The 23,281-nt window shown below is 48.8% G+C and carries 18 protein-coding genes; 13 read left to right on the top strand and 5 right to left on the bottom strand.

Annotated features, from left to right (window positions below; translation table 11 throughout):
* Positions 1 to 224 precede the first annotated feature (224 nt).
* The 4 genes from ASF12_RS08230 to ASF12_RS08215 all read left to right on the top strand — a co-directional run bounded on the left by ASF12_RS08230 (position 225) and on the right by ASF12_RS08215 (position 6,731).
* Complete coding sequence (locus ASF12_RS08230; protein ID WP_056032047.1) at positions 225 to 1,982, top strand: CHASE2 domain-containing protein; 1,758 nt, start codon at positions 225 to 227, stop codon at positions 1,980 to 1,982.
* On the top strand, positions 1,979 to 4,288 hold the full coding sequence (locus ASF12_RS08225; RefSeq protein WP_056032044.1) for a FecR family protein: 2,310 nt from the start codon (positions 1,979 to 1,981) through the stop codon (positions 4,286 to 4,288). Before ASF12_RS08230 ends, ASF12_RS08225 begins: the two co-directional genes overlap by 4 nt.
* Before the next feature lie 25 nt (positions 4,289 to 4,313).
* Positions 4,314 to 5,843: a stalk domain-containing protein gene (locus ASF12_RS08220; protein WP_056032041.1), complete on the top strand. Its 1,530-nt coding sequence runs from the start codon at positions 4,314 to 4,316 to the stop codon at positions 5,841 to 5,843.
* Between the two features lie 108 nt (positions 5,844 to 5,951).
* The gene (locus ASF12_RS08215) at positions 5,952 to 6,731 is read left to right on the top strand and encodes a squalene/phytoene synthase family protein (protein ID WP_056033021.1); all 780 of its coding nucleotides are present in this window, start codon (positions 5,952 to 5,954) and stop codon (positions 6,729 to 6,731) included.
* 88 nt (positions 6,732 to 6,819) lie between these two features.
* Here ASF12_RS08215 and ASF12_RS08210 read toward each other — a convergent pair whose 3' ends face one another.
* Both ASF12_RS08210 and ASF12_RS08205 read right to left on the bottom strand, forming a co-directional pair.
* On the bottom strand, positions 6,820 to 7,992 hold the full coding sequence (locus ASF12_RS08210) for an MFS transporter (RefSeq protein ID WP_056032038.1): 1,173 nt from the start codon (positions 7,990 to 7,992) through the stop codon (positions 6,820 to 6,822).
* A 217-nt stretch (positions 7,993 to 8,209) separates the two neighbouring features.
* Entirely contained in the window at positions 8,210 to 8,602 is a 393-nt protein-coding gene (locus ASF12_RS08205; protein ID WP_056032036.1) for a MerR family transcriptional regulator, read from the bottom strand.
* Between the two features lie 216 nt (positions 8,603 to 8,818).
* Here ASF12_RS08205 and ASF12_RS08200 point away from each other — a divergent pair, with 216 nt between their 5' ends.
* Positions 8,819 to 9,880: an NAD(P)-dependent alcohol dehydrogenase gene (locus ASF12_RS08200; RefSeq protein WP_056032033.1), complete on the top strand. Its 1,062-nt coding sequence runs from the start codon at positions 8,819 to 8,821 to the stop codon at positions 9,878 to 9,880.
* A 112-nt stretch (positions 9,881 to 9,992) separates the two neighbouring features.
* On the opposite strand, the gene ASF12_RS08195 is transcribed toward ASF12_RS08200, so the two are convergent.
* Entirely contained in the window at positions 9,993 to 10,406 is a 414-nt protein-coding gene (locus ASF12_RS08195; protein ID WP_056032030.1) for an Lrp/AsnC family transcriptional regulator, read from the bottom strand.
* A 118-nt stretch (positions 10,407 to 10,524) separates the two neighbouring features.
* On the opposite strand from ASF12_RS08195, the gene ASF12_RS08190 reads away from it, so the two are divergent.
* Positions 10,525 to 11,283, top strand: coding sequence for an MBL fold metallo-hydrolase (locus ASF12_RS08190; protein WP_056032027.1), 759 nt, complete (start codon positions 10,525 to 10,527; stop codon positions 11,281 to 11,283).
* Positions 11,284 to 11,414: 131 nt separating this feature from the next.
* Here the strand turns inward: ASF12_RS08190 and ASF12_RS08185 are convergent, their stop codons facing one another.
* Positions 11,415 to 11,771 carry a DUF1304 domain-containing protein gene (locus ASF12_RS08185; RefSeq protein WP_056032024.1) on the bottom strand — a complete coding sequence of 119 codons (357 nt, stop codon included), beginning with the start codon at positions 11,769 to 11,771 and terminating at the stop codon, positions 11,415 to 11,417.
* Between the two features lie 198 nt (positions 11,772 to 11,969).
* Between ASF12_RS08185 and ASF12_RS08180 the strand changes: the two genes are divergently transcribed.
* The 7 genes from ASF12_RS08180 to ASF12_RS08150 all read left to right on the top strand — a co-directional run bounded on the left by ASF12_RS08180 (position 11,970) and on the right by ASF12_RS08150 (position 22,245).
* Positions 11,970 to 14,492, top strand: a complete 2,523-nt coding sequence (locus tag ASF12_RS08180; RefSeq protein WP_056032021.1) for a GH39 family glycosyl hydrolase — start codon at positions 11,970 to 11,972, stop codon at positions 14,490 to 14,492.
* A gap of 306 nt (positions 14,493 to 14,798) precedes the next feature.
* Complete coding sequence (locus ASF12_RS08175) at positions 14,799 to 17,075, top strand: glycoside hydrolase family 3 C-terminal domain-containing protein (RefSeq protein WP_056032018.1); 2,277 nt, start codon at positions 14,799 to 14,801, stop codon at positions 17,073 to 17,075.
* 38 nt (positions 17,076 to 17,113) lie between these two features.
* The gene (locus ASF12_RS08170; protein WP_056032015.1) at positions 17,114 to 18,484 is read left to right on the top strand and encodes an MFS transporter; all 1,371 of its coding nucleotides are present in this window, start codon (positions 17,114 to 17,116) and stop codon (positions 18,482 to 18,484) included.
* Between the two features lie 45 nt (positions 18,485 to 18,529).
* Complete coding sequence (locus tag ASF12_RS08165; protein ID WP_056032013.1) at positions 18,530 to 18,790, top strand: HPr family phosphocarrier protein; 261 nt, start codon at positions 18,530 to 18,532, stop codon at positions 18,788 to 18,790.
* A gap of 397 nt (positions 18,791 to 19,187) precedes the next feature.
* Complete coding sequence (locus ASF12_RS08160) at positions 19,188 to 20,009, top strand: AraC family transcriptional regulator (RefSeq protein WP_056032010.1); 822 nt, start codon at positions 19,188 to 19,190, stop codon at positions 20,007 to 20,009.
* 208 nt (positions 20,010 to 20,217) lie between these two features.
* Complete coding sequence (locus ASF12_RS08155; RefSeq protein ID WP_056032007.1) at positions 20,218 to 21,207, top strand: aldo/keto reductase; 990 nt, start codon at positions 20,218 to 20,220, stop codon at positions 21,205 to 21,207.
* A gap of 21 nt (positions 21,208 to 21,228) precedes the next feature.
* Entirely contained in the window at positions 21,229 to 22,245 is a 1,017-nt protein-coding gene (locus tag ASF12_RS08150) for a hypothetical protein (RefSeq protein WP_056032004.1), read from the top strand.
* Between the two features lie 133 nt (positions 22,246 to 22,378).
* Here the strand turns inward: ASF12_RS08150 and ASF12_RS08145 are convergent, their stop codons facing one another.
* Positions 22,379 to 23,206 carry a hypothetical protein gene (locus ASF12_RS08145; RefSeq protein ID WP_056032001.1) on the bottom strand — a complete coding sequence of 276 codons (828 nt, stop codon included), beginning with the start codon at positions 23,204 to 23,206 and terminating at the stop codon, positions 22,379 to 22,381.
* Between the last annotated feature and the right edge of the window lie 75 nt (positions 23,207 to 23,281).

Here is a 23,281-nt window from a genome sequence, read left to right as displayed (position 1 = left end):
CGGCGTCAGCCGTTTATTCTTGTGTTTTGAGTGGGAAATGCTAATATTTTTTCCTAAAGTTTGCGCCAGATCATGCCCAAGCGGCGAATTCTGAATTATAATGAAAGACAGGATAATTTTACATAAAAGCAAGAGATTTAAAACGATAAATGAGACAGAGATAGAAGCGGCTGCCCTTGCTCGCATAGTCAGTCATCCGGCCAGCTTTGAGAGGGGAAACACAATTGAAAATCAAGCTTAAGCATGTTATGGCTGTCCTGACGGCGCTAGCTTTGCTGTGTCTATATCGGGGGACGTTTTCACAGGCGGAATTTTATTTCCAGGACCATGTGATGCAGCGGGAAAGCCCGATTGATACACAAATCGTCATCGTTGCTGTCGACGATCAAAGCTTGGAGGATTTGGGCACCTGGCCGTGGAGCCGCAGTGCGCATGCGCAGCTGGTGGATACGCTAAGCGAGGGCAAGCCGGCAGTCATTGCATTTGATATAACCTTTGCGACGAGCTCGGATGAGGAGTCGGACAGCGAGTTTGTCGATGCGGTTGCGAGAGCAGGCAATGTCGTTCTGCCTGTCTACGGTACCTTCTCCGACTCTGCGCGCTTAGGCGCGATTGAAGCGGAGGCGCTTTCCGAGCCGTTCGAAGGCTTGAAGGAGGCTGCCGCAGCGACTGGTCATATTAACACGATTACCGATTCTGATCGGGTCGTTCGCAAGGCGCTGTATTCTTTTAATAAAGACGGCCAGCAAATAGACAGTTTTTCATGGGAAATTTACAAGCTGTACATGCAGCGTTTAGGCAAGGAGGCAGATGCGTCCAAGCTGCCGCTCGACGGCTTTCAGCGTTTCCCTATCGCCTATACGGGCGGTCCCGATCAGTATGAGACGATTTCTTATTCGGCCGTGCTGAGCGGCGACGTTCCGGCGGACTATTTTACGGATAAAATCGTCTTAATCGGCCCATACGCTGTAGGGTTTAACGATGATTATTTGACGCCAATGAACGATAAGCAGGCGATGAACGGCGTTGAAATTCATGCCAATATCCTCGAGCAGCTCATGGAGCAGAATTTTAAGCGGGAGCTGGATTGGAAATGGAATGCGCTCGTGCTGCTCGCTGCCGTAGTGCTGGCCTATTATTTGTTCCGGAAGCTCAATATGCTGCTGTCTTTCCTGTCGGTTGCGGTGCTTATCGCCGTATTTATCGCAGGCGGACGTTATTTATATGGGCAAGGCATTTTGCTGTCGCTTGGTTATGTGGTGCCGCTGCTGGCAGCCAGCTGTCTAGCGGTCGTTATTTTCAACTATGTAAGCGAGCTGGTGGAGCGGCGGCGGGTGACGGATATTTTTGGCCGGTATGTGGCGCCGCAGGTCGTCAGCCAGATTTTGAAAAATGGCGAAGACGGCTTGAAGCTCGGCGGAAGCAGGCGCGTCCTGACGGTGCTGTTCGTCGATATTCGCGGCTTTACGCCGCTGTCGGAGAAGGCGGAGCCGGAGGAGATCGTCGAAATTTTGAATGAGTATTTGGATTTGACCGCCAGCTGCATCTTTGAGCAAGAGGGGACGTTGGACAAGTTTATTGGCGATGCAACGATGGCGATCTTCAACGCGCCGCTGCTGCTGGACGATCATCCGATGAAAGCGGTCCGCGCCGCATGGGCGATGAAGCAGGGCTCAGTGGAGCTTGAGAAGAAGCTTACCGAGCGCTTCGGCTTTGGCGTGAAATTCGGAATCGGCATCCATACGGGGCCTGCGGTTTTTGGCAACATCGGCTCCAAAACGCGGATGGACTACACGGCAATTGGCGATACGGTCAATACGGCTGCCAGGCTGGAGAGCCATGCAAAGCCAGGACAAATTGTGCTTAGCGAGTCGACGTATGAGGCGGTCAAGGATCGCATTTTGGCGGAATCGCTTGGAGAAATAAAGGTCAAGGGCAAGGAGCAGGGCATTCACATTTATGAATTGGAGGGATTAAAATGAGAAGCTTCAAATGGCTGCTTGTGTTATTAGTCGTGTGCTATGCGGCGCTGCCTACAGCTGCATGGGCGAAGGATACCGATAAAGTCGGCAAGCTGACGTCTGTTTCGGGTAAAGCCGAGGTGAAGAAGGGCGGCGGCACAAAAAGCTTCAGTGCGTTCAAGGGCATGGCGATTACGCAGGGAGATACGATTAAGACAGGAAGCAACGGCAAAGTCAGCATGGACCTCGACAGCGACAAGGAAGTGACGATTGGAGCGAACACGACGCTGCTGATCAGCCAACTGGTCAAAAGCGCCAGCGCGCTTGGCGGCAAGACGAAGCTGACGCTCCAGAACGGTTCAGTCGTTATTCAGGTGAAAAAGAAGCTCACGGGCGATTCCCGCTTCGAAATCGAGACGCCAACAGCGACAATGGGCGTTATGGGTACTAAATTCGCTGTTTCATATGAACAGGATAACAGCTATGTCGGCGTGCTCGAAGGTGTCGTAAGCGTCACCGGAGAGGCTGGCGAGCGAATCGCTGCCCTTTTGGCAAATGAGCAAATCAAGCTGAATCAAGCAGGTGAAGGCTCGAAAGGAACGCTGGTGCTGGGCGATCTGCCGCTCGTCGCGCTGGAGAAGCTGCTGGAGGAGCTGGAGCAAGCGGCCGGCACCGAAGCGAATGCGGCGCTTAAGCAGCAAATAAGCGAGCTGGTGAAGCAAAAGCAAGCGGAGCAGGATAAGGCGGCAGAGGCGGAAGGGAAGCCTTTCAACAAGCCGACTATCGTATATGTTCAGCCCGCTTCTAGCGTACCAGCGAGCAGTGGAGGAAGCAGCGGTTCTGGTTCGGGCGGAAGCACGCCAACGCCGACACCTGCCGTGACGCCAACACCAGAAGCCACACCAACACCTACTGCTACCGCAACACCGGATGCAACGCCGACGCCAGTCGTGTATGAAGGGGCGCCTGCGGCGGATACGGCCGCTTTTTACGGCAATCCATATTCTTATTTCATAAATAGCACGACTATCGTCGTTCCGTTCACGACGCTGCTTGCCTTCAATGAGCAGGAGGAAGATCCGGATCGGACGCTTTTGGACGGCGTTATTTTTGCGATTAATAATCCGGAATTTTTCTGGGAAGTAGAGAGCGCCACACTAGACGGCAAAAATTTGGTTATAAAATTAGCTAATGAGCTTCCGCTCAATTCCAGACTGTATATATCTGTACGCGGCGATTATTTGAAAAACGCTCAAACGGACGAAGTACAGGCGGACTTTACCGAGCTTGGCCGGGATGGCAATGATATTGATTTTAAACCAGCACTTAGCCAAACGGACCTTCGATATGTACAAAACTTGATGGTAACGCCTGTAATGGACGATATTCTCGTCTATCATCTTGGCTATAGCAATGCCAATTTGACGATGACTTTGGAGAACGAAGAAGGCCCGGTAGCTTTTGATTCCGAGGTGGCGTATTACACGCAAATGGGAGGGGAAAATCATTTCACCTTCACGTTTGAACCTGGGTGGCTAGAAACTTTGGATGCAGCAGCAGCGCCTTATACGTTGTCGGTTAAGCTGGATTTGGACGGCACAGAGGTTGCTGATCTGACCATGAATATAACGGTGGAGGACTCGCGCGACCTGCCTTATTTTGACGAGGAGGCCTTCAATAGCGATCGAGACCTTTATATTAAAGATGACCATACGTTTGTTTTGCCCTTCACGACTGCGATTATTTACAATGAGCAGGCTTTTCCTGATCAGGGACTCGCAGAGCAAGTAGAGTTCTGGATTTATGACGAGCAAGGCGAATTAAGCAGGAAGCTGCCGCTTGAATATGTCGAAATATCGGGCTGGGAGCTGTCGATCCATTTGGCTGAAGGTGTCCCGCGAGGCACAGGGATTTTAATAACGATTGCCGGAAACAGCTTGAAAAATCCAGAAAAGGATAAAGCTCAGCCGGATAGGCTTCAAACGCCTGAGGGCACTTTATTTGGCGTATCTTACAGCCCGGGATACGTGAAGCATGTCAGAGGCAGCAGTATGCCTCAGCCCCCAGTTATTCGAATTAATACGTTGGGTGATGACTTAGGGGAGGTCCGCTTATATAGTGGCTCGGAGATTGGATCGAAAATCGTGGATGCAGCGGATTATACGATAGCGCAGGAGCCGGGCAGAGGCCCTACGATTACGCTAACAGAAGCTTTCTATAACCGTTTGGATGCAGGAAGTTATTTCGTTGAAGTCTTAATTATGCAAAATGGGCAAGAAGTCAGCTCAGCCCTCATTGAAATTTTGATTTTGCCGAAACCATTATAATGGACTTATAGGGAGAGAAAATCCAATGAACAAAAAAGGAATGCTGCTAGCCTTCAGCGCGCTGCTGGTCACATCGCTGCTGCCGCAAGGAGGAGCAGCTGCGGCCGCTGAGGCAGCAGCGGGTAGGCAAACAGGAGCCGCTGCCGAAGTCAGCATTTCCGCAGCGGCTGCTGCGGACACGGCAACCGCAACGGCAGCCGCTGCGGCTGTAACCTATGAGCTGCAAGGCTTGAAGCAGCCATGGGGCGTGACGGCGGCAGCGAGCGGGGGCGAGCTGCTCGTAGTGAGTGCGGGCAGCAATAACATCAGCCGCTGGAACGGCGCTGCGGGCAAGCTCAGTGCTGCCGCCGGCGGCGGAGCAGCGGGGTATGTAGATGGGGACGCGGCAAACGCTGCGTTCCGCACGCCTTCTTTTGCTGCCACGGATGCAAAAGGAAATGTGTACATTAGCGATACAGACAATCATGTTATTCGCAAATTTGCGGGTGGCAAGCTGACGACGCTGGCGGGCAACGGCGAAGCTGGCTATGCAGATGGCGAGCAGGGCACGGCGCGTTTTAACTCGCCTACGGGTATTGTGGTTGATGCCGCGGGCAACGTTTATGTGTCCGATACGCTTAATCATGTTATTCGGCGGATTACGCCGGAGGGCACTGTATCGACATTTGCTGGACAAGTACCGTCAGGAGAGACGGGTGATTACGTAGACGGGGCAGCAGCGAAGGCGCGTTTTAACGAGCCTGCTGGACTTGCTTTTGACGAAGCCGGACGTCTTTTTATCGCGGATAGTGGAAATCATGTAATTAGGGTAATAGATAAAGGAGAGGTTGCGACGCTTGCAGGCGAAAAGACGGCAGTCGATCCTTTAACCGGCTATCGCACGGGAGGCTATCAAAATGGGGCTGCTGCTGATGCGCGCTTCAATCGGCCGCGAGGGCTTGCATATGAGGGTGGCGTTCTGTTCGTAGCGGACAGCCTCAATCACCGGATTCGTGCCGTGATGGAGAATGGCCGAGTTGCAACGCTGGCTGGGAAAAGTGATGCTGGTGATCTGATCGGTCCAGCGGATCAGGCCCAATTCAATCAGCCCACGGGGCTTTTTTATCGCTCAGGAAAGCTGTATATTTCCGATCCCCCCAATGGCAATGTGAAGGCGCTGGCGGTTAATCCGGCTCAATTGCAGCCTGTTCGTAATGCGGAGGATCTACTCTCTGGCGTTGATTTGAAGCCTGCGGGAGCAGCGGTACAGCTTTGGCTGGATGGCAAGCAGCTGACCAGCGGTCCTGCGCCTTACACGAGCGGGAAAAAAGTGTATATTCCGGTGCGAAGCGTCTTTTCAGCATGGGGTGCTGGGCTGGACTGGCATGCTGCATCGAAAACCGCTGAGCTGTATAAAGGCGATTGGTCGCTGAGCCTTAAGCCAGATTCCGAGGGCAAAGTGGTTATAACGAAAGGCGTGCTTTATATCGAGGCCAGCCACTTGGAGAGCTTAACGCCATTCCTTGCCGTCTATGATACCGAATATCGTGCTGCTGTCATAGATAGCGGGCAATAATAGGACGGTTTTTATTTGGGAAGTTAAGCGTCGTATGATATGATTATAAGAAATGTGAAGCTACTTTTGGAGGGAACACTCATTACTAACGTCGTCCTTAATGATGCTATGACCATGCTGCAGCAAACAAGCCGGACTTTCTATATTCCTATCAGCCGTCTGGAGTCTGGTTTGAAGGAAGCTGTAGCAGCTGCATATCTGTGTATGCGGGCTATTGATGAAATAGAGGATCATAACGACATCTCAGACCAATTGAAAGTCAAGCTGCTCATCGGAATGGAAGAAGCTTTCCAGTCTCCTGATGTAACAGAAGCCACACAGAAGCTATTGTCTCCCTATGAGGATGTATTGCCGGCTGTATCTATGCGGGTAAATGAATGGGCGGAGCTATGTCCGTCGACTGTTGCCCGCACCATCTATCGTTATATTGCGATGATGTCGAAGCAAATGGCGGAATGGGTAGAGAAAGGCTGGCATATCCATACGGAGGAGGATCTCGACCGTTATACATACAGCGTAGCTGGGATGGTAGGCGAGATGCTGTCGGAAATCTGGTTATGGTTTGATGGAACGAAATCGGATACGGTGAAGGCAGTTGCTTTTGGCCGTGGGCTGCAAGCCGTCAATATTCTTCGCAACCGCGACGAGGATTTGGAGCGGGGCGTGGACTTTTATCCAGATGGCTGGGGGCCGAAGGAAATGCTGGCGTATACACGCCGCAATCTGAAGGTTGCGGATGCGTATATCGCAGAACTGAAGAAGGGTCCAGCCCTAAGCTTCTGCAAGATTCCGCTCACGCTGGCTCATGCAACCGTGAACCTTATTGCTGCTGGTGGCAACAAGCTGACGCGCGATGCGGTGCTCAAGTTGGTTAACCGATTGAACTAACTATCGCTTGCCAGGAAAAAAACAGCCCGCAAGGAGAAGGACTTTTGTGAAAAGTCTTCTGCTTGCGGGCTGTTTTTATATTCATTGTTTATGAGGAAAGTTGTTTTGTTGTTGGACTATGCATGTAGGTTCTCATTAAAATAAATACAACACTCAATATCAAAAATAAGAATCCACCTAATACAACGTATTGTGTACCCATTCCCGAAATAAATAATCCTCCTATAGACGTCCCGGCTGTTACCCCTAAGTTGCCAGCGGTTAAAAACAATCCATTTGAGAATTCAGGAGCTTCTGGAGCGGCAGACGTGATCCAATATTGGCTAATATTATTGCCTAAAGCCACGACTATTCCAAAAACAAAAAGAACGAAAGCCATAGGTCCAGTGAATTGTCCCAGTAACAGCAATAGGATGTAAACGGCTGCTAATACGAATGGAAAAGAGGCTACAGATTTTAAGGCGTTTTTAGTAAGCAGCTTCCCTGCGACGATATTTCCTATTATACTTGCACCACCGAATATGAATAACATGAAACTGATCGTTTTCGCAGGTACATTCGTGATGTTCTCCAGGTACACCGCAAGGTAACTGCTAACACCATACATCGCTGCATTCATAAAAATAACCCCAACGATGGATAGCCAAATAATTGCTCTTTTTAATACACGTATTTGAGATCCATAAGAGAGTTTTTCCTTAACGGGCATAGAGGGTACAAATAGAAATATAGCAATAAACGCTATCGCATTTACGATCGTAAAAAATAACATTGCCATCTCAAGTGTTGTTGTACTAGCAATAAGACTAGAGATAGGCGCACCGAGTATTAGCCCTCCCGTTACTCCCATAAATATTTTGGCAGTAGCTTTTGGAGCTTCCTCCTTGCTAACGGAGGCAGCTGCTGCTGTCAAAGCTATTGTGACATAGACGGGATGTAAAAAGGCTGGAATGACACGCGCAATGATTAGAATGGCAAAGTTTGAAGCGAATATGGAGACCAGGTTACCCAAAACGAAGACACCTAGTACAAGCAGCATGGCCTTCTTGCGATTGATGCCCGAAAATAATAACGGCATAGTGGGTCCCGATATGGCAACAGCAAGGGCGAACAGACTGACTAGCAGCCCTGCTTTGGATACACTGACATGAAAGTGATCAGCAATTAGAGGCAATATCCCGACGATACCCATTTCCGTATTTAAGATGCCAAAAACACCTAGGGTCAATATAAATATAAAGAAACGATTTCTTTTATCCATCAAAAATTTTTCTCCTGCCTTTGTTCTTTATTTGCTAAACAAGGTCATAATAACGTTTAAAGTTGACTTTAAGTCAAGCAACATTTTTAACTGACAGCTGCGATACCAGACTAGATTGCGAAGCAAATCCCAACTTTATACTGAAAAAAGCCGTTTGCCCAACATAATTGGGCAAACGGCTTTTTTACAACCAAAATCGTATTAAGGCAGTTCTTCATTAAGCTTCGAATGGCATGTTTTCTTCGTTGTATTTCTTTTCTATTTCATCGTAAAATCCTAGCTTCTCTTTTATTTTTATAAAAGCGTTATCCAAGTCTCGTTGTTTCTCCATCATTTTCTCTTTATGTTTTTCTAATATTTGTTTGCGCTCTGAGGCTGTGCTGTCTCCTGCTTTTGTTAATTCCACAATCGCACGCAATTCTGAAAGAGGAATATCCGTTTTTCGTAAACATACAATCAGATCCAACCATAATAAATCGTTGTCGTCAAAAATGCGATTTCCATGCTCGTCTCTTTTTATAAAAGGCAAAAGACCCTCTTGTTCATAATAGCGGAGTGTATGCGTAGGCAAGTTTACCTTTTCAGCTGCTTCTTTTATATAAAATGCCATTGTATCCTCCATCATTTTTACGAATAGTGGTGATCGATTTCATTCATTTTATTATAGACCTTAAAGTGCACTTTAATGCAACCCGTTTAGTTAACGAAAAATAATTTTCGGGAAAAACCCTTGCTTTAAAGTCAACTTTAAGGGTTAAGCTGGTCTTATGAATTTTAAAGGCATGAAAAATAAGTGGATGTGTAGGAAAGGATTGTGTGATCTCTTATGTGCAATATTGATAATAATAGGACTACGACACATGTTCTAAGTGTCTCAAATGCAAGGGCACCGTTTGAAAAGACTACTATTGAGCGTAGAGAATTACGGCCCCATGATATCCTGATAGATATTAAGTTTAGCGGCATTTGCCACTCTGATATTCATAGTGCATTCGGAGAATGGGGCGGTGGAATCTTCCCGATGGTTCCTGGTCACGAAATTGCCGGAGTCGTAGAAGCAGTAGGAACAGAAGTGACCAAATATGTCGTTGGTGACCGCGTAGGCGTTGGCTGCTTTGTTGACTCCTGCGGACAATGCGAATACTGCCTCAGTGGCGAGGAGCAATATTGTACGAAAGGTGTTGTCAATACCTATAATGGGCTAGACTACGATGGCAATCCAACATACGGTGGATATAGCCAAAAAATCGTTGTAACGGAAGGGTTCGTTGTCCGTATACCAGACAGTCTGGATATGAATGTGGCAAGCCCGCTATTATGTGCAGGCATTACTACATTTTCTCCCTTGAAGCACTGGAAAGCTGGCCCAGGCAAGAAGGTTGCCATTGTGGGAATGGGAGGTCTTGGTCACGTAGCGATCCAATTTGCACATGCTATGGGTGCTGAAGTTACCGTATTGAGCCGCTCTAATCATAAGAAAGAGGAAGCATTGGCATTTGGCGCCGATCATTACTTTGCGACAAGTGACCCTGCTACATTTGCCCAATTAGCAGGCCGCTTTGATCTGATCTTAAACACCGTCTCGGCAAATCTGGATGTTGATGCGTATTTATCTCTGCTTCGCATTGATGGAACACTTGTAAATGTTGGTGCGCCGGCTGAACCAGATAAGTATCAAGTGTTTTCATTAATTATGGGCCGCCGCAGCATTGCCGGTTCACTCGTTGGCGGAATTCGTGAAACGCAGGAAATGCTCGATTTCGCAGCTGAGCATGGCGTTGCTCCAATGATTGAAGTAATCCGTGCAGACCAAGTGGACGAAGCGTATGAACGTGTTCTCAAAAGTGATGTGCGTTATCGATTCGTTATAGATATCTCTACTTTGTAGCTTGCAACTAATAAAAAGCCCTCGTTTTGAACAAAGCTTGTTCAAAATAAGGGCTTTTTGCTATTTTACAAGGAACAGTCTACCGCTGTTTCAATTGCAGGGTTATTTTAGCTTAAAGCGTCTGATTAATGACGATTGTCAGCCTGTAATTAGCATGCTCATTTAGCTCCGTGAGAAACTGGTCGAGCGCGGCATTGGAAGGAAAACGGCATTCCATCATATAACAGCTGTCTCCGCCCGTTTTATAATGATGAATGATAGCCGTTTGCTGCTGTACAAATGCTATATAGGGGGCGTGATACAATCCGTGCATAAAAATTTGGATAAAGGCATGGACAGGGAGTCCCGCCTTCTCCTGATTCAAGCGTATCGTATAACCCTCAATAAACCCCTCTTCCTCCAGCCGGCTGACACGATTCGCAGCAGCCTGTCCGGTCAAATGAACGAGTTGGCCAAGCTCCTTCATCGAGATGCGGCCATTTTTCGCCAGCTCTTCAATGATGCGTTTATCCGTATGATCCAGCATAAGCGACAACCTCTTTCAAAAATCAAGTATTTGGTGCGATTTAAGTGATTGCTTCTATGTTCATGCCATTCTTTAGATAGTAACCTATTAAAGAGCAAGATTAAAGGAGGAACAGCATATGCAAATGACCCAAATTCGCAATGCAACTTTGAAAATAAATTACGGCGGCCTTACCTTTTTGATCGACCCTTTCTTGGCGCCGAAGGGCACCTATCCGCCTTTCCCCAATACAGCTAACCAAGAGCAGTTTAATCCGACAGTCGAGCTGCCCTTCCCAGCGGAGCAGCTGCTCCCTGTTGATGCCGTTATTGTCACGCATTTGCATGTGGATCATTTTGATCAGGCTGCGGCGGAGCTTCTGCCGAAGGACATGGTGATTTTTGCCCAAAACGAGCATGATGCGGCAGCGATTCGCGAGAAAGGCTTTGAGCAGGTGCAGATTTTCACACCATCGGCACAGCTCGGGGAAGTCAGCCTCAGCCGAACCTATGGAAGGCACGGCACAGGGGAAATCGGCGAGCGTATGGGCGAGGTGTCGGGAATCGTGTTTCAGCATGCGCAGGAGCAGACGCTTTATGTGGCGGGCGATACGATTTGGTGCGAGGAGACGCAAGCGGCAATCGAGAAATACGAACCGTCAGTCATCGTCGTGAATGGAGGCGAGGCCCGCTTTTTGCAAGGTGATCCCATCCTGATGACGAAGGAAGATATATATGCTGCGCATCTCGCGGCGCCGCAGGCGGTTATCATCTCCTCCCATATGGGGGCGGTCAATCATTGCATGCTGTCCAGACCGGAACTGCGCGAATATGCAGCAGGCAAAGGGCTAAGCGGCGTAATCCTCGTGCCAGAGGACGGCGAAACGATTATTAGTTAATCATGCGGCTTATGAACATAAAAAAATCTCCAGCCTGTCGCTGTTATAGCGAAGCTGGAGATTTTTTTCAGTTGCATGCGTTGGATTGCTTGAGCAAAAGCTGGAAGTTGTTGCTCTACAGCCCGCTCGATCTAGGTAAACAGCACAAGCAGCAGCGCAATTAGCGCAGGCAGCCCCTGCATAACCAAGATGGAGCGTTTAGTAGTAAGACCGCCGTACAAAGCAGCAACGAGTACGCAAATGAGGAAAAACAGCTGGATTTGATAGCCGAAATCGGCATTCGGATGCACAAGGCCCCAAATCAGGCCAGCGGCCAGAAATCCATTATATAATCCTTGATTGGCGGCAAGCGACTTGGTTTGCTCAGCAAACTCAGGTGTCAAATTGAATGTTTTGCGCGTCCGAGGTTTCGTCCACAAAAACATTTCCATAGCCAATATATACAAATGCTCGGCAGCCACCAGGGCAACGAATATAGCAGCTAACATAAGGATACCCTCCTGAAATAAACTCAAATATTGGAAAAAAATGATCCCTACCCATCTTACTCCTAACCGCTTCTACAATCAAGCGCAGATTATGCTTTTACGCTATCTTCGCATGACTGGATTTGACAGTCCTGTGAGCAGGTGATACGTTGAGTACACATAACAAAAGGTCAAATGAACGAGGCGGTTAGGACATAGATGGACCATACTTATGAAATCATTCAGACGGATCATGAGCTTCCGCTGCATATTTTTTTTCATAACGTCAGATACGTCCCGAATCATTGGCATGACAGCATGGAGCTGCTGTTCGTGCTTAAGGGCAAGGCAATCATTGCTGTACAAGGCAAGCCTTTCGTGCTTAATGAAGAGGATATTATCCTTATTAATAGCAATGATATTCATACGATACAATCGGATCAGGAAAATCTGCTGCTGGCGCTGCAAATTCCGGATTCTTTTCTGCGCGAGCAGGGGGTGGACACGGAGCAGACCGCCTTTGAGTGCAATTCCTGCTGGCATGCTCAAGGCGATCAGCAGAAGTTTATTGAAGTGCGTACGCTGCTGTCCACCATTATGTGGAATTATAATAAAGCCGGATATGGCTATGAAATTAAAGTCCGCTCCCTGCTGCTGGAGCTGATTTATTTGCTGCTGCGCAAATTCAGAAGCACGCAGGAGAAGCGGGAGTATCCGATTAACCGTCGTACGATGGCGCGGCTCCTTCATTTGAATGAGTACATTCAGGAGCACTTCAATCGTCCGCTGACGCTGAATGAGCTGGCTGAGCGTGAAAATTTCTCCGTCTCCTATTTATCGAGCTTCTTTCAGAAAAGCATGGGTGTGACGTTCCGTACTTATATTACGCGCATTCGGCTGGAGCATGCGGTCAAAGCGATGCTGACGACACAGGAGCCAATTATTAAAATCGCTTTGGACAGCGGCTTTCCTAATTTGAAAGCTTTCCATAAGGCTTTCAAAGCGGTCTACCAAATGACGCCGACGGAATATCGCGGCCATCGCGGGCAGCATTTGCCTGAGGCGGAATTGTCCGAGCCCTCCAGCGATAATTACTTGGCTTTTGACCGGGAAAATGCTTACATCAGCTTGTTTAAATATTTGCCAACGGAAGCGAACGCTGGAACGATTGCCGCTGCTGATCAGGGCTCCATCTGCCGCTCCATACAAATCCGTGCCTCTGGCAGCGGGCGGACACTGAAGCATACTTGGCGCAGCTTATGTACGATCGGCAAGGCGAAGGAAGCGTTGTTTGCTCCCGTCCAGCAGCATTTACGGATGGTGCAGCACTCCATTGGCTTTCAATATATTCGCTTCCACGGCATCTTCGATGATGAAATGATGGTGGCGCGGTTGGGGCCGGACGGCAAGCCCCTGTTCAGCTTCGGCTATGTCGATCAGGTGGTCGATTTTTTCCGAAGCATCGGGCTGCGTCCCTTCTTCGAGCTGGGCTTTATGCCGGGCGATTTTGCAGATCAGTCGAAGTTTTTCTTCCATAAAAAAAGCTACATGAGCATGCCTAATGAGATGGAGCATTGGACCGCGCTGATGGAAGCGTTCATTCAGCATCTTCTCCATCGTTATGGCAGTGCCGAGGTAAGCAGCTGGCGCTTTGAATTTTGGAACGAGCCGGATGGCGGGCTGTTCTGGCCAGATCCGTTTGAACGATACCTGGAACTATATGAAGCGAGCTTTAAGGCGATTAAGCGCGTGTACCCGCAGGCGCAGATTGGCGGCCCATGCATGCAGGGAGACACCATAGTGGATCGAAGCTATTGGATGGAAAAATATTTGGCTTACTGCACCGAGCATGAATGCTTGCCTGATTTTATCACCATTCATATGTACCCGATTGAATATGCGGTAACGGAGTCCGCGCATGATCAAGTTCCCCAAATCAGCGATTTCCACTACGCGGGCGAGGACTATGTTCCCAAAATGCTGGGCAGAGTGAAGCGTAAGCTGCTGGAGCTTGGATGGACGGGCACTGAGCTGCATGTGACGGAATGGAATGCAACGCCCCATCATCGAGAGCTGACGAATGATACTTGCTTCAAAGCCGCATACATTGCCAAAAACATCGTGGAAACGCTCGATGAAGCAAGCAGTCTGGGTTACTGGACAGTAACGGATTTACTGGAGGAGCTGCCACTGCCGCAGGAGACATTCCACGGCGGACTTGGCATGATTACGAATAATGGGCTCAAAAAAGCGGCCTTCTATGCCTACGAACTGCTTGCCAAGCTGGGCTGCAAGCTGCTTGACCGCGGCGATGGCTACTGCCTGACGATGTCGAAGGATGGCGCGTATCAGCTGCTGCTGTTCCATTACGCCCATTTTGACCAGATGTATCTCAAAAATGATATTTCAGGCATTCAGCCGCATCATCGGTATGCCGTCTTTAATCATAACGACCAGCTGGAGCTGACTATTCAGCTAGAAGGGCTGGAGCCAGGCGCTTACCGCATACACCGGCATGCGATTAACCGGGAATCGGGCAGCTCCTATGATGAATGGCTGCGGATGGGCGCGCCCGCTGAGCTGATGCCGCCGGATATTGACTATTTGAACCAGTGCAGCGTGCCGAAGCAGCATATGAGCACCGAGACAGCAGGGGATGTATTGACGCTGAAGGGCCTGCTTGCGCCGCATGAGGTTCAGCTGCTGGAGATTAAACGGGAATGGCAGCACAATCCCATATAAAAGGCAGAAAGACCTTCGTCCGATTATACAATCGGCGGAGGTCTTTTTTTTTGCAGAAGGCGGCGGCCATATGGCCTTTTTTATTTTCTTTTTGAAAGAGTAAGAAAGAGGAAAAAGGATAATCATAAAAAGTGACATTGTTTTCAGTGAAACGAGGGAAGGAAAGCGCTAAACAAACGCACTATACTTAAATTAGTTGATAAAGAAATGGGGATAGGAGCAAGTTATACTTCGTAGTCATCCATTTTTTTCTGTAGGGTAGAACAGGAACTCATCATCACCTATATCGAATTGGAGGTTTTTACATTGACGAGAAACATTCAGGATATCGTAGCTCAAATGACGCTGGAGGAAAAAGCCGGACTATGCTCGGGGCTTGATTTTTGGCATTTGAAAGGTGTCGAACGTCTAGGCGTGCCTTCCATTATGGTAACGGATGGACCACACGGCTTGCGCAAACAGCAAACGGGTGCGGATCATCTGGGCATTTTCGACAGTGTGCCGGCAACCTGCTTCCCTTCTGCAGCTGGACTTGCCTGCTCATGGGATGAAGAGCTGATTGGCAAAGTCGGCGTTGCGCTTGGTGAAGAATGCCAGGCAGAAGATGTTGCCGTCTTGCTTGGGCCAGGCGTGAACATTAAACGCTCCCCGCTTTGCGGACGCAACTTCGAATATTTTTCCGAAGATCCTTATTTGTCCTCCGAGATGGCAGCAGGCCATATCAACGGTGTGCAAAGCCAAGGCGTCGGAACGTCGCTGAAGCATTTCGCCGTAAACAATCAGGAGCATCGCCGCATGTCGACGGATGCAGTTGTTGACGAGCGTACGCTTCGCGAAATTTATTTGGCAAGCTTCGAGGGCGCGGTGAAAAAAGCGCAGCCTTGGACGGTTATGTGCTCGTACAATCAAGTGAATGGCGTATTTGCTTCCGAGAATGTAAAGCTGCTTACCGATATTTTGAAGGATGAGTGGGGCCATGAAGGCTTTGTCGTCTCTGACTGGGGCGCAGTTAATGAGCGCGATCTGTCGCTTGCGGCAGGCATGGAGTTGGAAATGCCGGCAAGCAATGGCGTAGGCGAGAAGAAGGTTCTTGATGCGATCAGCAATGGCACATTGACGCAGGAAGCTTTGGATCGCGCGGTAACGCGCCTGCTTCGCATTATTTTCAAATCGGTGGATGAGAAAGTTAAGGATGCTACGTATGACAAAAACGCGCATCACCAATTGGCAAGAACTGTTGCAAGCGAGAGCATGGTATTGCTTAAGAATAAAGGCGGTTTGCTTCCACTTGCAAAAAACAGCCGCGTTGCAGTTATCGGCGCTTTTGCCGAGAAGCCAAGATTCCAAGGCGGCGGCAGCTCGCATATTGTACCGACAAAGCTGGATAACCCAGTTGAAGAAATTAAGGCGCTCGTTAGCGATGCATCGGCAGTTGTTTATGCGCAAGGCTATCACGCAGGTGATGATGCCATTGATGAAGCGTTGATCGAAGAAGCGAAGCGCGCTGCAAGCGAGGCGGAGGTTGCTGTCATTTTTGCAGGCTTGCCTGACCGTTATGAATCAGAAGGGTATGACCGTGAGCATCTTAACCTGCCTGAAAATCAAAACAAGCTGATCGAGGCTGTTGCCAGCGTTCAAGGCCGCGTCGTTGTTGTGCTGCTCAATGGATCAGCGGTGCTGCTGCCGTGGCTGGATCAAGTCGATGCTGTGCTTGAAGGTTATTTGGGTGGACAGGCCGTTGGCGGAGCCGTTGCAGATTTGTTGTTTGGAGAAGTGAATCCTTCCGGCAAGCTGGCAGAGACGTTCCCGCTGAAGCTTAGCGATAACCCTTCATTCCTGAACTTCCCAGGCGAAGGCGACCGCGTTGAATACAAAGAGGGCATCTTCGTAGGCTACCGTTATTATGACAAAAAGGAACTAGATGTTCTGTTCCCGTTTGGCTATGGCCTGAGCTACACGACATTTGCTTACAGCGACTTAAAGCTAAGCGCAGCGAGCATCAAGGATACAGACGAGGTAGAAGTAACGGTCAATGTGACCAATACAGGCATTGTAGCAGGCAAAGAAGTGGTGCAGCTTTATGTGAAGGATGTAGCAAGCACCGTAATTCGCCCAGAGAAAGAGCTGAAGGGCTTTAAAAAGGTTGCGCTCGCGCCGGGCGAGACAAAAACGGTGAGCTTCGTGCTCAATAAACGTTCTTTCGCCTACTACAATGTGGATATTAAGGATTGGCATGTGGAAAGCGGCGAATTCGCTATTTTGATTGGGCATTCCTCGCAGGAAATCGTTCTTGAAGCGACGCTTGCAGTTGAATCTACCGTTAAATTGAAAAAGCATTATACGCAAAATACGACACTGGGCGACTTGTATAACAATGAAGAAGCGACTGTCATTTTGCAGCCATATATGAAGAAATTCCAAGAGAACAGCCCGCTCGGCGGCGTTGATGAAGACGATGCCCATGCGGAAATGATGGTCAAAATGATGCAATACATGCCGCTTCGCAACCTGATGGCATTCGGCGGCGATGGCTTCACCAAAGACATGCTTGACCAATTAATTAAAGAGCTGAACAGCTTATAAATTAGCGTTTAAAGCTAGGTACAAGAGGAGAATGTGCGATGAGTGCGAATCAGACAGCAAGTGGCGTTCAAGACGACGCGTACCATAAAGTAAGATGGTCGGAACGAATTGGTTATGGTTTTGGTGATGCAGCCAGCAACCTTATCTTTACAGGGGCGGCTACGTTTCTAACGTATTATTATACGGACGTAATGGGACTTGCCGCAGGCGCAATCGGAACGATGATGCTGATTGCCCGCATATTGGATGCCTTCCTTGACGTCGGAGTAGGGGCATTGGTAGACAAAACGAAAAATAAGCATGGCAAAGCTCGTCCATGGCTGCTGTGGATGATGATTCCATTCGCCGCTTCAGGCGTATTGCTCTTTACGTTCCCTGATGTCGGACCGGGCGGAGCGCTCGTGTATGCCTATGTTACTTATTTGCTCATGAATTTTATTTATTCGTTCATTAACATTCCATATGGGGTGTTGAACTCGCTTGTTACTCAGGACGGCTATCAGCGTTCGGTGCTCAACATCGTTCGTATGCTTGGTGCGCTTGCAGGGGCAATCGGCGTCAGCTTCGCGACGCAACCGCTTGTTAAAGTATTTGGCGGCGGCGAAAAAGGCTGGATATTGACCTTCACGATTTATGGCGTTCTATCTCTCATTATGTTCTTCATTACCTTTAAATCGACGCGTGAGCGCGTAAAGCCTTCCGTGTCGCAAAAAGAAATTCCGTTCAAGCAAGGCTTGGGAGCGCTATTCCGCAATAAATATTGGGCGATTATGCTGCTATTCGCTGTCACTGTTTACACAAACTACGGCATGAATGGTTTGAATATTTATTACGCACAGTACATGTTGAATGATGCCGAACTGCTGGGCCTTCTCAGCTTTGCCGGATTGATTCCTATTGCGGTCGGTTTGTTCTTGATTGCTCCACTTATCAAGAAGTACGGCAAACGGAATGTAGCGCTTGTCGGCAGCTTTATTATGATTTTAGGCTCGCTGGTTATATTGATTGATCCAACGAATGTTACATTTGTTATTGTTGGCTTGGTGGTTAAGGCGCTTGGCATGACGCCAATTATGGGTACGATTTTCGCCATGCTGGCCGATACCGTAGAATACGGCGAATGGAAAACAGGTGTGCGTACAGAAGGACTCGTATACAGCGCAGGAAGCTTTGGTACGAAAGCGGGCAGCGGTCTGGGCGCAGCTATTATTGGCTGGGGTCTGGCGATTGGCGGTTATATCGGAGGACAAGAGACAATCAGCTCTTCCGCAAGCAGCGCGATTCACTTCATGTTTATTTACTTGCCGATTATTTTAGGGATTTTGCAGATGGTCATTTTGTATTTCCACAAGCTGGATAAATTGTATCCGCAAATTGTAGCTGAATTGAAAGCTGTTAAAAAAGCTTAATACAAAGCTGCAAACACATACTCTGAATGAAAGGTGCTGACAAAGATGAAATCGCATGATACGTTAACGAAGCAAAACGGCTTTAATGTGTTGTTTGCAAAAGAATTTACGACGCTTGCTTCTTCCTTCGAATCCGAGATCCGCGTCATTTGGCAAGCGAAAAACATTATTTCCGATGGCAAAAGCATTTTGGGCTTAATGGCGCTCGATATTATGAAGGGTACGCCGATCAAGCTCACGGCTGAAGGTCCGGACGAGGATCAGGCGATTGAGAAATTAGCCGCTTTATTCGAAGGTCACGAATAAGGAATGCTCTGGGTCAGCAAAGCTGAGTAAAATTGCACAGTAAGAAAATAAAAAAAGCAGGGAGAGGAAAACCTCACCCTGCTTTTTTTAGTGAATTCAATTGAAATCGAATAAAAATGATATTTTTATAATCAAACATTGTTTAATACGGTGTAAATTCATTCAATCATGTGAAAAGCTAAGGCTGAAAAGGGCATTTATTATTAAAAAATTGCATCCGTTTAATTGTGTCAGATGTTTGAAAACTGTGCTATTATTATCGGAAAGCATCCAAAAAGCAGCGCCCCCAGTATAGGGGCTGTTTTTATATAGAGAAATCATGAGTGGTATTGCCTTGTTGCAGCAGTCGTTCGCCACATCACGATGCAAGATAGCGTAGAGAGGGATGAAGGTCATCATGGCAGTGTTTCAATATAATCCGGAGCGTCCCTTTCGTGATGGCCCGGATATGTATTTGCTTTATTGGGGCAAAGAGGCATGCAAGCCTTGTCATCTCATAGGGCCAATCGTAAGGGAAAACTTTAAACTGCATTTCATTCATAAAGGAAAAGGGACTGTGAAGGTGGCGGGCAAAACCTACACGCTTACAGCCGGACAAGCCTTCCTCATTTATCCGCAGGTGCTTATTTCTTATGAATCGGACGAGATGGACCCGTGGACGTACTCCTGGATCGGTTTTTTTGGAGAGCAGGCTGCGCAAATCATCGCCCGGACATCGATTACGCCAGAAAACCCCGTGTTCCCCATGGATATGAAGCTGATGCCGACGTTGTATGACCAGTTGACGGAAGCTGTATCCCACCAAGCCAGCAGTGATTTGCGCCTTCAAGCCATTTTGTATGAGTTTTTATCGCTGCTTGTCGAGTTGGTTCCTTTAACGGAAAGCAATAGCAGCAATGCCGCACGCAAGCAGGAAGCCTACATTCACCGAAGCATGGAATTTCTGCACGCTCATTACAGTGAACGAATTACGATGGAGCAGCTCGCTGACGTACTCGGCCTGGATCGCAAATATTTGTCTTTTCTGTTTAAAGAGGCTGTGGGCATGCCGCCGCAGCAGTATTTGCTTAACTATCGGATGAATAAAGCTTGTGAGCTGTTAGGGAAGGGCATCTACAGCATCAGTGAGGTGGCGCGTTCCGTAGGGTATCAAGATGCGCTGCTTTTTTCTAAAATGTTCAAAAAGGTAAAGGGAACACCTCCGCGCAATTTTGAATAGTTATTTTACAAGCGTAAACGGCTGAAGCCGCCCTCTGGTGGCAAAGCTGCTGTTTTGTGTAGAAATATAGAGAATGGATGGAAAAATCATATACTTCCTATGTTTTAAAAAAGGACATTATTCCATAAACATCATCCTTGCTGACATAGGATTCATAGTCGTTTCCCGGTACAATAGGTTTATATTAAACCTGAGGAGGAACAAATGAATGAGCTATTTGGCAAGTCATAATCGATATGACACTATGACATATAATCGCAGTGGAAGAAGCGGATTGAAGCTGCCTGCTATTTCGTTAGGGCTGTGGCATAATTTTGGCGGTATTGATTCCGTAGAGAAAGGCAGAGAAATGGTTAAACGGGCATTCGACCTTGGTATAACGCATTTCGACCTGGCGAATAACTACGGACCGCCTCCGGGCTCTGCTGAGCAAACGTTCGGCAGCATTTTGAAAGCCGACTTTGGGGCTTACCGCGACGAATTGATCATTTCGACAAAAGCCGGTTACGGCATGTGGGAAGGGCCTTACGGCGATTTTGGCTCCAAAAAATATTTGGTGTCGAGCCTTGACCAAAGCTTGAAGCGCATGGGACTCGATTATGTCGATATTTTCTATCATCACCGTCCAGATCCAAATACGCCGCTGGAAGAAACGATGGCTGCGCTTGATCTGATTGTGCGCCAAGGCAAAGCGCTGTATGTTGGCTTGTCCAACTATAAGCCGGAGCAGACGCGTGAGGCATCGCGCATTTTGAAGCAGCTGGGTACGCCTTGTCTGATTCACCAGCCGAGCTACTCGATGATTAATCGCCACGTTGAGGATGGCTTGCTGGACGTGCTGGAGGAAGAGGGGATTGGCTCCATCGTATTTTCCCCGCTTGCGAAAGGGATGTTGAGCGATCGCTATTTGAATGGCATTGCTCCAGATTCGCGTGCGGCTGGCCCAAGCGTGTTTCTGCGTCCAGAGGAAATTACCGATGAGCTTATCGTTAAGCTGCGCAAGTTGAACGAAATGGCAGCCGGCCGCGGCCAGAAGCTGTCGCAAATGGCGCTGGCATGGGTGCTGCGTGGCGGACGAGTGACTTCCGCGCTTATTGGCGCCAGCAAAGTCAGCCAGATTGAAGATGCCGTACAGGCGCTTGCTGTTGCTCATTTCACCGATGAAGAGCTGACGCTGATCGATCAGATCTTGCTATAGGCAAAGGAGGGGGATGAGGCAATGGCTATAAAGGCGCAACCATTCATCAATCGGGTGCTGCTGACGCTTGATGCTCACCTCGCCAAGGATGCGAAGGGGATGTTCTACGAACGCTTCCTTCATGCGGACAAGCAGGCAGGCCGGAGCGATGTGTATGGGACGGCGGATGCCGCCAATCTGCTATACACGGTGAACGGGCTGCCGGAGGCAGAAGCGGAAAAATCCGCATGGAAGCAGGCGCTGCAAAGCTTTCAGGAGCAATGCAGCGGCATGTTCCGCGGGCTTTACCATAACGAGCTGCATAGCGCGGCGTTCGCAATATCGGCTTTGGAGCTTTTTGATGGAAAGCCACTATATCCGCTTCAGCAATTTGCAGCCTATAGAAGCAAAGAAGGGCTTTACGAATTGCTAGAGCAGCTGGATTGGGTACAGCAGCCTTGGGGAGAATCGCAGAAGGGCTCCGGCGTCTTCGCAAGTCTGGTGCTCGCGCAGGAAGTAGACGCTGCGTGGGAAGCCTGGTACTTCGACTGGTTGAAGGAGCAGGCAGATCCGGCAACGGGCTTATGGCGCAAAGGCTGCATGGTTGATGGAGATGGCGAGCTGCGCGGTGCGCCGCTCTTCCATCACTTGGCTGGCAGCTTTCATTACCTGTTTAATATGGCTTATCGCGAGCAGCCTATTCCTTATGTGGAGGCATTGGTCGATACTTGCATCTCCTTGTTCCGCAGCGAGCGGTGGGAGCAGCCGAAGGAGCAGCTTTCCTTTTTCGAAATCGATTGGGTTTACGTGCTGGGCTGCTGCCTGAAGCAAACGTCCTATCGCCGCGAGGAAGTGCTGGCTGTTGTTCGGGAATCGGCAGCACCTTTCCTTGCCTATATCGAGAAGCTGGGCGAACAATCGCCAGCAGAGCCGTTTGAAGATTTGCATTCGCTCTGCGGCGCTGTAAGCGGCCTTGCAGTCATTCAACAGCTGGTTCCAGAGCTTGTCCTTACGGATCGGCCCCTGCAATTGGTATTGGACCGCAGACCATTTATTTAAGCGTCTCATTAAACAATAAATAGGATGAAATTCACCCCATTCACCCCCTAGAATAAACATGGGATAACCAGCTGGTTAGTTCGATGATATTCTAAGGGGTGTTTGCTATGGATAAAAATAGATGGACGGTGTCTTATGAAGCGAGCAGTGCATTCGCCTTCGTAATAATAGCGGCAATCTGTTCCTCGCTGCTGTAGATCGCCTGCTTTTTATCCAAAATGCTTTGCTGCAGCGTCAGCAACTTAGCGAAGGAGCGCGAAGCGGCTGCGGCATCGCCTTTCTTCACAGCTTGGGTCAATAGCTTGCCTTCGGCCGTAATAAGCTTGCGGCTGCTGGATATGCTGCTTTTGGCGGAGCGGATTTTGATGCGCTGCGAGGAAGCAGTCTCCAATACGGCGCGCGTCTGCTTCGCTTTCAACACAGTGGCGGCTTTAAGCTTGCTGTAGGCCTCGCTCTTATTTTTAATATCCAGCTTGGCGAGCTGGACGGCTTGCTTCGTTTGCTCCAGCTGCGCCTTCATCACGGCATTCAGCTCCTTGCTTTGCAGCAGCTTGGCGGCTTCCTGCTGCTTGCGCAGCGAAGCGTACAGCTCAAATAGCGGCTGATAACGCTCCTTCGTCTGCTTAACGTCAGCTGCCAGCTGGGCAAGCTTCTCCGCATTCAATTGCTTGATGCGCTGCCGAACGGCAACAAGCGCTTCTTCATTGCGATAATGGCTGTCGGTAATTTTACCTTCCCAAGCGTCTTCCTGCTGCTGGGCGGACAGCAGGCTGTCATATTGCTTCTTAAGCTGGTAGGCTGATGCGGAGTCAGCACTCGTGGTCAGTTTGTCAAAGGCCGTCTGAACGGTGGGCGAAAAAGGCAAGAGCGACGTGGCAGCGGTGGAGAGTGATGGCAGCGTCAGAAATAAGGATAATGCGATTAGAGCAGTGAACAGATGCAGCGGCTTGAAAATAAACATAGTGGAGCCCTCCTTTAAAATGGTGGAAATGAAGTAGAAAAGAAAGACGTTGAAGGGCAGCGATAAAGGGCATAG

Origin of the sequence: Paenibacillus sp. Leaf72 (genome assembly GCF_001422685.1) — a bacterium.
Classification (GTDB): Bacteria; Bacillota; Bacilli; order Paenibacillales; family Paenibacillaceae; genus Pristimantibacillus.
Note: the sequence above shows the minus strand (reverse complement) of the source record. Positions and strands in the feature narration are given on the sequence as shown.